This window comes from Trichloromonas sp. (genome assembly GCF_034006665.1).
Taxonomy (GTDB): Bacteria; Desulfobacterota; Desulfuromonadia; order Desulfuromonadales; family Trichloromonadaceae; genus Trichloromonas.
This window is the reverse complement of the sequence record NZ_JAVESI010000047.1, coordinates 19900-29072: the sequence shown is the minus strand read 5'-3', so window position 1 is coordinate 29072 and position 9173 is coordinate 19900. Positions and strand designations below refer to the sequence as shown.

Genomic DNA, 9173 nt, shown 5'->3' with positions numbered 1-9173 from the left:
AACCGGGTACCTGCCTCAGATGTACTGAGGGGAAGAATGGACAGGAGCCGTATACGAGGCCCGTACGTACGGTTCTGTGAGAGGGATGAGGCGAGCTTGATCTGCTCGCCTCACCCTACTCGATTGTCAACTTTTTCGTCTTTCGTGCTCTGGTCTTTGTCGTGGGTATTGGCTTTGACTTTCACGGAAATGGTTCCTTATTATGGCGCTTGATCAAGCAACCTTCCGGCGCAAAGGGGCGCCGCTCTTGACAAGGAGCGCCGGCAGGCCGAGCTCTTCTTCCATTGGATCAAGCAGAGTCTTAAAGTGAAGGTTTTCCTGGGCACTCCCATGAATGCGGTGAATACTTAGCTCTGGATCGCCCTCTGTGCGCCCCCTACCTGGTGCTGTCGTTTCTGAAGGTCCAGAGCGCTGGTCACGAACGGATAGACGGTCTCCGTTTCCGCGTCCCGACAAGTTGCCAGCCGGAAGGTTTCGGGAAGGCTTCCCCGCCGGATTTCGCAGTTCCTCGGATTTCGGGCGCTTTGTGTCTGAACCTTCTTGCACCGCCTGGGGCGATATTTTTCATTGATCGGCTCAATTCCAAGGTGTGCCTCGTCTTCGGAAAATTTTTCGTAATGTCCTCTGTCCTCCTGAAATCCTTATGGATTCGGGTTTCTAATTTCCACCTGCTGTGATAACTTGAGCCCTATGGCAAACTTTATCTGCAAGGTCGGGACCGCCGACGGACGCATCGTTGAAAAGGAATTCGAGGCGGCCCAACGGGATCTTCTACGGGAGAACCTCGAAGCTCAGGGGTTTCACGTCTTTCAGATCAAAAAGAAGGTTCTGCCCCCCGCATCCGTGGGTCTCGGTTTGCGCGCCCCGTTCGGCGGTCGGCGCTTTCTCTCCTTCAACCAGGAACTGCTGGTGCTGATCCGTTCCGGGTTGCCGATTCTGCAGGTGCTCGACGCAATAATCGAGCGTATGGAGGCGGGAAAGGTGCTCGAGGTTCTGCGGGAGATTCGCGACGACGTCAAAGGGGGCGGGGCGCTGTCCGAAGCCTTCGCCAAGTTCCCGCGTTTTTTCCCCGCGCTCTATGTGGCTTCGGTGCGGGCCGGGGAAAAGACCGGGGATCTGCCGGTGACCCTGGGGCGTTATATCGTTTACCAGAAGCGGGTCGAAGCCCTCAAGGGGCGAGTCAAGGGGGCGGCTTTCTATCCCCTGCTGCTGAGTGGCGCGGTGATCGTCGTCGTCCTCTTCCTCATGCTCTTCGTGGTTCCCCGCTTCACCCAGATCTACGCCGATGCCAACGCCCAACTGCCGCTGATCACCCGTCTGCTGATCGGTTTTACGGAAGTGCTGACCCAAGGCTTGCCCTATGCCGTGCCTCTTCTGGTGGCCTTCGCTTTCGTGTTGCGGATGTTTGTCCGTAGCGAGCGCGGTGCCCTGCTCTACGACCGGAGCAAGTTGGCTGTTCCCTTTTTCGGCCGACTGCTCGGCGACTATGCCATTTCCAGTTTCTGTCGCACCTTCGCCACAACCCTGGCGAGCGGCATTCCCGTGGTCGAGGCCATGCGGATGTCCCGGGGCACCCTGAACAACCGGCAGTTGGAAAATCGCCTGGCCGGGGCAACCCGGCGGGTTGAGGAGGGGATGACCATCGCCTCCTCCCTGGAACAGGCGGGTTTTTTTCCGAGTCTGGCCTTGCGCATGATCGGGGTGGGGGAGACGACCGGGGCGCTGGCCGACATGCTCAACGATGTTGCCGAGTTTTACGAAGGGGAGGTGGAGCGTCGCCTCGACCGTCTGACTACTCTGGTCGAGCCGATCATGATGCTGACCATGGGTTTGCTTATCGGCGGCATCATCGTCGCCATGTATGTGCCGATTTTCCAGCTGGCGGGAACGGTCCGCTAGCGAGCTGATAACGCCCATTCGTGGCGTTGCCCTCATCCTCGTCGCGGCAACGTACCTACGGGTACGATTCGCTCCTCGAATTTCGGGCGCCTTGCGCCTGGGCATTTTTGATCAGCCCGGGTTACGCTGATGAACTATCGCGAGAAGCTTTCATGGTGAATTTCGAACGGAAGAAAATCGGCGAAATCCTCGTTTCCATGGGAACCATCACCCCGGCGGAAATCTGCCTGGTGCTGGAGCGCATGCAGGCGCGGGGGGAGAATTTCGGTAGCACCGGAGTCGCCGAGGGGATCTTTTCCGCCGAGGCCCTGGCCCAGGCCCTGGCCTGCCAGTTTCACCTGGAATACATCGATCTGGAGCATTTCCTCCCCGATCCCGAACTCTTGGCTTCCCTGCCGCCGGGGATAGCCATGCGCTACCGCTTTCTCCCCATCAGCCGAGATGAGCGGGGGATGGTCGTGGCCATTGCCGATCCCACCGACGTGGAGACGCGAGAAAGTCTCGAACTGCTCCTCGACGTGCCGCTCATTCTGCAGGTAGCGGTGGAAAGCAAAATCCTCCGCATTCTCGAGCGGGCCGAGGGGACGAAGCACGTTCTCGACGAGGTTTCCGAGGATTTCAAGCTGCAGCTGGTGAAGGAAACGGACAAGGGGGAAGAAGTCCTTTCCCTGGAAAAACTCACCGCCGACACCAGCCCGATCATCCGTCTCATCGATTCGACCCTCTATGACGCCCTCAATAAGCGGGCCAGCGACATCCACATCGAGGCCGGCCAGGACGGCGTCTATATCAAATACCGCATCGACGGGGTGCTCTATCGCGCCACCGAGCCCCTCGACAGCCGTTTCCAGGGGCCGATCATCTCCCGCATCAAGGTCATGAGCGAGCTCGACATCTCGGAGCGGCGGGTGCCCCAGGATGGTCGTTTCAAGGTGCGTATCGGCGGGCGTTCCATCGACTTCCGCGTTTCGATTATGCCGAGCATCTTTGGCGAGGACGCGGTTATCCGGATTCTCGACAAGGAGACCATCGCTTCCGATCTCAAGGGGTTGACCCTCGAAGTGCTGGGGTTCCCCGAACGGGAACTGATCCGTTTTCGCCGCCTGATCCGCGAACCCTACGGTATGGTGCTGGTGACCGGTCCGACGGGCAGCGGCAAGACCACCTCCCTTTATGCCGCCCTCTCCGAGATCCACTCGGAAGAGGAAAAGATCATTACCATCGAGGATCCGGTGGAGTACCAGCTCAAGGGGATTGTGCAGATTCCGGTCAACGAGAAAAAGGGTCTGACCTTCGCCCGAGGCTTGCGTTCCATCCTCCGTCACGACCCGGACAAGATCATGGTCGGCGAGATTCGCGACCCGGAAACGGCGCAGATCGCCGTGCAGTCGGCGTTGACCGGGCATCTGGTTTTCACCACGGTGCATGCCAACAACGTCTTCGACGTGCTCGGGCGCTTTCTGCACATGGGGATCGACCCCTACAATTTCGTCTCCTGTCTGAACTGCGTCGTCGCCCAGCGTCTGGTGCGGAAGATCTGCCCGCACTGCAAGCACGAGGTACGCTATGATCGCCGGATCCTAGAGGAGTCGGGTCTCGATGCCGGTCAGTTTCTGGATCATCCCTTCTACGAGGGGAGCGGTTGCAAGGAGTGCAACGGCAGGGGTTACCAGGGGCGCAGCGCTATTGTCGAACTGCTCGAACTCAACGACGAAATTCGTGAAATGCTGGTCAATAAGGTTCCCGTTTCCCAGCTCAAGAAGGCGGCTGTTGCCGGCGGCACCCGCTTTTTGCGGGAGTCGGCGGTGGAGAAGGTGCTGCACGGCATCTCCACCCTCAAGGAGATCAACCGTGTGACATTCGTCGAAAAGGTGGAGACGGCATGATCCGCAGAACCTTTCTTGGGCTTGATCTGTGCAGCCAGGAATTGCGCGTGGTGGCCCTGCGTCGCCGGGGCGCCCGGCCGCCGGCTCTGGTCGATGCCCGGGTCGCGCCGCTGCCCGGTGCAAGCTGGTCCCTGTCGGTTCGCGACGCCAATATTCGCGACCGCGAGGCCTTCATCGCCGCCGTCAAGAGCGTCCTCGACCCCATCGCCCGGGGGGAGGACCGGATTGCTCTTTCTCTCCCCGATCCTTTGGGGCGGATTCTTCTGGCCGAGGTCGAGACCGCCTTCAAATCCCGTCAGGAAGGGATCGAAATGCTCAAGTGGCAGCTGAAGAAGAGTTTGCCCGCCGAACCCCGGGAGGTTCGCCTCGATTATCAGGTGGTGGATAAAACCGAGACGGGGCGCTATCGGGTGCTCGTTTCCCTGATGCTGGGGAGCGTTCTGCAGCAGTACGAAGAGGTGCTGGCCGAGGCCGGTTACCATCCCGTGGTCATCGATTTCCATGCCATGCATCGCTATAACTTCTACCGTTCCCGCTTCGACTTGGGGGATGATTTCATCCTCGTCGGGGTCGATGGCGATCTTCTCGGTCTGCAGCTCTTTCAGGGCAAGATCCCGGTTTTCCAGCGGCACAAGCGCATTTCCGGAGCTTTCGAGGAGATCTTTCAGGAGATCAATCTCGCCTTCGCCTCGGTGCGGGAGAGTTTCCCCGGCTTCCAGGGGGCTGGGGTTTTCCTCCATGCCCCGCAGCAGCCGGCCGCCCTCGTGGATGTTCTCAAGGTGGCCTTCGAGCGCGAGGTCCGACTTCTCGACGCGAAAGTCGAACAGCTGGCGGCGGCGCCTCTGCCTCAGCTTCTGGACGGCGGCGCCCATCTGGTGGCGGCCGTCGGCGCGGCCGAGCGCCTGCTCTGAGGATCGTCATGAAATTCACCCTCAACCTCGCCGGTCACACCTATCTCAATCGCCGGGCCCTGCGCTTTGCCTACGGCGTCATGGGCGTTCTGCTTCTGCTGTTGCTGGGCGTTTTGGCCTACAGCTATCTCCAGGACTACCGGCAGATCAGCCAGATCGAGCAGTGGCTCGCCGAACTGGAAGGCCGTGAGCGCGGTGAGGCGGCACCGTCGCGTCCCGCCCTGAGCGCGGCGGATCGGGAACGGCTGCTCTCCGAAGTGGATTTTGCCAACGGCATTTTGCGCATGGACGGCTTCCGCTGGACCCGCCTGCTCGACCAGCTTGAAGGGGTGCTCCCCGAGAGAGTGGGCATCCAGGCGATTCGTCCCGATTATGCAAAGGGTTCTTTCAGCCTGACCGGTCAGGCCCGCGACCTCGACGCCCTGCGTCAGTTGCTGGACAACCTGAGCGCTTCACCGGAGTTCAGCGATGTCTACCTGATGCAACAGGCCCGTCGGGAAATTCCGTCCGGAGAAAGCCTCTTAGGCTTCTCCCTGGAAGTGAAGGGGGCTTTCTGAAGATGAGCGGAAATTCCCTGCTGCGTGCCGCCTGGCGCATGAACAGGACGGTGCCCATTGTGCTGCTGCTGCTTTTGCTCATCGACATCGCCGCCTGGGCCGCTCTGCGTTTCCAGATGGAGCCCCGTTTGCAGAGGCTGGAGCGAACCTTTCTGCAACGGCAGGAGGAGGTTCGCGACCGGCAACGGGAGGGACGGGCACCCCGTCAGGCGGAAGACCGCCTGATTCTTGCCGAAGAGGATCTGGCGGTCTTCCGGCAGGCCATTCCCCACCGGGCGGAACTCTCCGGACTCTTGGGCGAACTATTTACCTTGGCCGACGCGGCGGGGCTGCGTATCGATCAGGTCGGTTATGATCCCGAGACTGTGGAAGGCCGCCCCCTGCTTCGCTATGCCTTGGGGTTTTCCGTGAACGGCAGCTATCTCCAGGTCAAACGCTTCGTCCATGCCCTGGAGGAATCCCCTCGGCTCATCGCTCTCGAATCTCTGACCCTGAGCGGCAGTGACGATCCGGATAAAGGCGACGTCACCCTCACTATCCAGCTTTCGACCCTGTTTCGCACGGGGGAACCATGAATCGCAAGACCTGGCTTTTAGGGGGACTGGCGCTGCTCTTTTGTCTGTCTTTGGCCTATGCCTGGTGGGCTATGCCCCGCCAGGAGCGGGTGCCGGCGAAGCCGCCGGTCCGCTCCCGCTCTCTCCCCGGAAAACCGGCTGCGTCCGAAGCAGCGGCGGCAGAAGAGGGTCCGCGGCTGCGACTGGATCTGCTTGAGCGAACCGTGGAGGCTTTCACCGCCCCGAGCCGGGACATCTTCCGGCTAACGACGGATATCCCCGTTGCGGTGCCGGCCAAACCCGAAACCCCGGTGCGAGTCGTCGGTTTTCCGCCACCCCCGGCTTTTCCGTCTGCGGCGACCGGGGGCCCGACGGTGAGCGCGGCGGCGCGTTTCACCTATCTGGGAAGTCTGGAAAAGGATGGAGTGACAAAGGTCTTTGTCGGGGTCAATGGGGAAGTTTTCATCGTTGCTGTCGGAGAGCCCTTTGGACCCGCCAAGAAATTCCAGGTGGAAGAACTGACCCGGGAGAAGCTGGTGGTGCGCCAGGACGGCCACCCCGTGACCCTATCGCTGGCCGATACGCCTCAGCAGACCGCTTCCTTCTCCGCCCGGAGCAACCGTCCGTCGCGGGACCGGGTTGGTCCTGTCTTTCCCGATATTTCGCGCATGTCGGTCTTTCCCCAGCCGCCGGCTAACGGCGAGGAGAAGGAGGATGGAGGCCTGGAGATGGTGGAAGAACCCCCTCCGGAGGCAGAGCCCCCACCCCGGCCCTTCGCGCCGAAGATCAAGGGCGAGCCGTCCGAGCCGAAAATGGAATCGATGAGTACCTTGCAGTTGAGGAGCACCATCCAATGATGAATGTGCATTCCGGGTTTCGCCGTTTCGCCCTTTTTCTGCTGCTCTTGACGCTGGCGGGCTGCGGCGGCACGCGGGCTTTCCGGGCCGGGGAGGATTTGCAACGGCAGGGGCGCTACGAAGAGGCCGTGGCCAAATTCGCCGAGGCGGTGGAGATCTCCCCCGAAAGCCGCGAGTATCGCCTCAACCTGCTCAAGGCCGAGGCCCGGGCGGCCCAGGAACGTCTCGCCGAGGGTCGGCGGCTGGCCGGGCTCGGTCAGTACGAGGGGGCGCTGTACGAGTTGCGCCAGGCCCGGGCAATGGACCCGACGCTGACCGTCGTCACCCAAGAACTGGAGCGGATCGAGGCGCTGGCCGAGGCGGAAAAGCTCTTTGCCGAAGCCGAGGAGTTCTACCGGGCGCGGCGTTACGGCAATGCCAAGGTCACCCTCACCCGGCTGCTGGAGATCAGTCCCGGTCATCCCCGGGCCTTGGAGCTGCAGGAGCGCGTGCAAAAGAGTGCCGGAACTCTCATGGACGGCTTCGAACTCGAGTTCGATTCGGACACGACCATCACCCTGACCTTCAAATCGGCCAAGACCAAGGAGGTTTTCGCCATCCTTTCCAAGCTGTCAGGGATCAACTTTCTCTTCGATGAAGAGATGGAAGACCGGACCGTCTCCCTCTCCTTCGAGAAGGCGACCTTCGCCCAGGCGCTGGAGCTGCTGCTGCGTATGAACGGTCTCGGCAAGAAGGTGCTCAACAGCAAGACCATCATTATCTACAGCAACACCAAGGAGAAGGCCAAGCAGTACGAGGATCACATCATCCAGACCTTCTACCTGTCGCACATCGACGCCAAGAAGGCAGTCAACATGCTGCGCACCATGCTGCAACTGCGCAAGATCTATGTTCATGAGGAACGTAACGCCCTAGTCATCCGCGATACCCCACAGGTCATCAAACTCGCCCAGCAGATCATCGAAGCTGCCGACCGGGGGGATGCGGAGGTGGTGCTCGATCTGGAACTGGTTGAGGTGACCCACAACAACGAGCTGAAGATCGGTCCGACCTTAAGCACCAACTCGGTGAGTTTCGGTCTGAGCAAGGATGGTCAGAATATCGTCGCCGATACCCTCACTGCCGGTTCGACGACGGTTTCTTCGGGAACCGATTCCACCACCACGGGTCTGGCCAACAATCTGGTTTCGGGGCTGAGTAATCTGCAGACCTTCTACACCCTGCCGACCGCGACCTTCGACGTGCTGCGCAAGCTGACCGATTCGGAGATCCTCGCCAATCCCAGCATCCGGGTGAAAAACAAGGAGAAAGCCAAGGTGCACATCGGCAGCCGCGAACCGGTCATCACGGTGACCATCAACGGCGACCAGACCTCGGAGAATATCCAGTATGTAGATGTCGGGGTCAAACTCGACGTCGAGCCACTGATTCAGCTCGACAATACGGTGGTGACCAAACTCAATCTCGAAGTCAGCAACGCCACCCGCCTGGCCGCCCTGAAGAGCGGCACCACGCCGCTGGTCATTTCTACCACCAACGCCACCACCGCTCTGATCCTCAAGGACGGCGAGCAGACGGTGATCGGCGGCCTGCTCCGGGACGACAACTCGAAAAGCAAGACCACCATCCCCGTTCTCGGGGATATCCCCCTGCTCGGGCATTTTTTCACCGGGCACAACAACAACAAGACGAAGCGGGAGATTCTTCTTTCCATCACCCCCCATATCGTGAAGAAGCTCGATATGCCGGAGCCGGCTGTGGCCAGCATCTGGTCGGGCGGCGAGGAAGAATTGCGCGCCGGCGCCAATTTCGGTTCTTTCGCCTATTTCAGGCCGGAGCTGGAAGAGCCCCTGCCTTCGGTGGCCCCGGCTGCGGCCGTAACTGAGGTGCCCCCTGCCGGAATTCCGGAAGGGTTTGTCGAGGCGCCGGTAAACGAGGAGTCCGCCGAGGTGGTCAACGGCGGCGCGGCGGCTTTGGAAGCTTCCGTCGGCGGCGAGGGGCCCTTGCCGGAAACCCCGCAGGCGCTGTCCCCCGCCCCGGAGACGGCGGCGGTGTCGACGGCCACGGATATCCCCGAACTGCCCAGGCTCGGAGACCGCGCCCAAGTCTCTTTCACCGGACCCGCCGAGGTCGCTGTCGGGCAGGAAGTGATACTGGAGGCGACGGTTCAGGAGATCACCGGGTTGTACAGCGCTCCCCTCTTTGTCCATTTTGACAGCCAGAAGCTCAGCTTCGTCCGCGCCGAGGAGGGGGATTTCCTCAAGGCCGGAGGACAGTCGACCCTCTTCACCAGCAGCGTCAATCAGGAGAAGGGGGAGCTGATCGTCGGCTACAAGCAGGGTTTGGGCGGCACCGGAGCGACGGGCAGCGGCAAGCTCTTCCGCCTGGTTTTCAAGGGACGGCAAGCCGGTTCGGCACAGGTCGGCTTCGATCGCATCAACTTCCGCGACCCCGCCGGCAATCGCCTGGTCGTTTTGCCCATGGCCCAGACCTTGGAGGTGAGATAGCA

The 9173-nt window shown here is 61.0% G+C and carries 7 protein-coding genes; all 7 read left to right on the top strand.

Annotation, left to right across the window (positions count from 1 at the left end; translation table 11 throughout):
• Nucleotides 1–690 precede the first annotated feature (690 nt).
• The 7 genes from RBR25_RS14860 to RBR25_RS14830 all read left to right on the top strand — a co-directional run bounded on the left by RBR25_RS14860 (nucleotide 691) and on the right by RBR25_RS14830 (nucleotide 9171).
• Nucleotides 691–1899: a type II secretion system F family protein gene (locus tag RBR25_RS14860; protein WP_432820337.1), complete on the top strand. Its 1209-nt coding sequence runs from the start codon at nucleotides 691–693 to the stop codon at nucleotides 1897–1899.
• Nucleotides 1900–2051: 152 nt separating this feature from the next.
• Entirely contained in the window at nucleotides 2052–3785 is a 1734-nt protein-coding gene (locus RBR25_RS14855) for a GspE/PulE family protein (protein WP_432820336.1), read from the top strand.
• Nucleotides 3782–4696, top strand: a complete 915-nt coding sequence (locus RBR25_RS14850) for a hypothetical protein (protein ID WP_432820335.1) — start codon at nucleotides 3782–3784, stop codon at nucleotides 4694–4696. The genes RBR25_RS14855 and RBR25_RS14850 overlap by 4 nt, the downstream gene beginning before the upstream one ends.
• 8 nt (nucleotides 4697–4704) lie before the next feature.
• A complete protein-coding gene (locus RBR25_RS14845; protein WP_432820334.1) occupies nucleotides 4705–5253 on the top strand; it encodes a PilN domain-containing protein in 549 nt (182 codons plus the stop codon).
• 2 nt (nucleotides 5254–5255) lie between these two features.
• On the top strand, nucleotides 5256–5828 hold the full coding sequence (gene pilO, locus RBR25_RS14840; protein WP_432820333.1) for a type 4a pilus biogenesis protein PilO: 573 nt from the start codon (nucleotides 5256–5258) through the stop codon (nucleotides 5826–5828).
• Nucleotides 5825–6664, top strand: a complete 840-nt coding sequence (locus RBR25_RS14835; RefSeq protein WP_432820332.1) for a hypothetical protein — start codon at nucleotides 5825–5827, stop codon at nucleotides 6662–6664. The genes pilO and RBR25_RS14835 overlap by 4 nt, the downstream gene beginning before the upstream one ends.
• On the top strand, nucleotides 6661–9171 hold the full coding sequence (locus RBR25_RS14830; RefSeq protein ID WP_432820331.1) for a secretin N-terminal domain-containing protein: 2511 nt from the start codon (nucleotides 6661–6663) through the stop codon (nucleotides 9169–9171). Before RBR25_RS14835 ends, RBR25_RS14830 begins: the two co-directional genes overlap by 4 nt.
• Nucleotides 9172–9173 lie beyond the last annotated feature (2 nt).

What these genes read in the sequence shown, in the direction of transcription:
- RBR25_RS14860 (WP_432820337.1), top strand. Translation starts at nt 691, where the DNA reads ATGGCAAACTTTATCTGCAAGGTCGGGACCGCCGACGGACGCATCGTT.
- RBR25_RS14855 (WP_432820336.1), top strand. Translation starts at nt 2,052, where the DNA reads ATGGTGAATTTCGAACGGAAGAAAATCGGCGAAATCCTCGTTTCCATG.
- RBR25_RS14830 (WP_432820331.1), top strand. Translation starts at nt 6,661, where the DNA reads ATGATGAATGTGCATTCCGGGTTTCGCCGTTTCGCCCTTTTTCTGCTG.
- RBR25_RS14835 (WP_432820332.1), top strand. Translation starts at nt 5,825, where the DNA reads ATGAATCGCAAGACCTGGCTTTTAGGGGGACTGGCGCTGCTCTTTTGT.
- pilO (WP_432820333.1), top strand. Translation starts at nt 5,256, where the DNA reads ATGAGCGGAAATTCCCTGCTGCGTGCCGCCTGGCGCATGAACAGGACG.
- RBR25_RS14850 (WP_432820335.1), top strand. Translation starts at nt 3,782, where the DNA reads ATGATCCGCAGAACCTTTCTTGGGCTTGATCTGTGCAGCCAGGAATTG.
- RBR25_RS14845 (WP_432820334.1), top strand. Translation starts at nt 4,705, where the DNA reads ATGAAATTCACCCTCAACCTCGCCGGTCACACCTATCTCAATCGCCGG.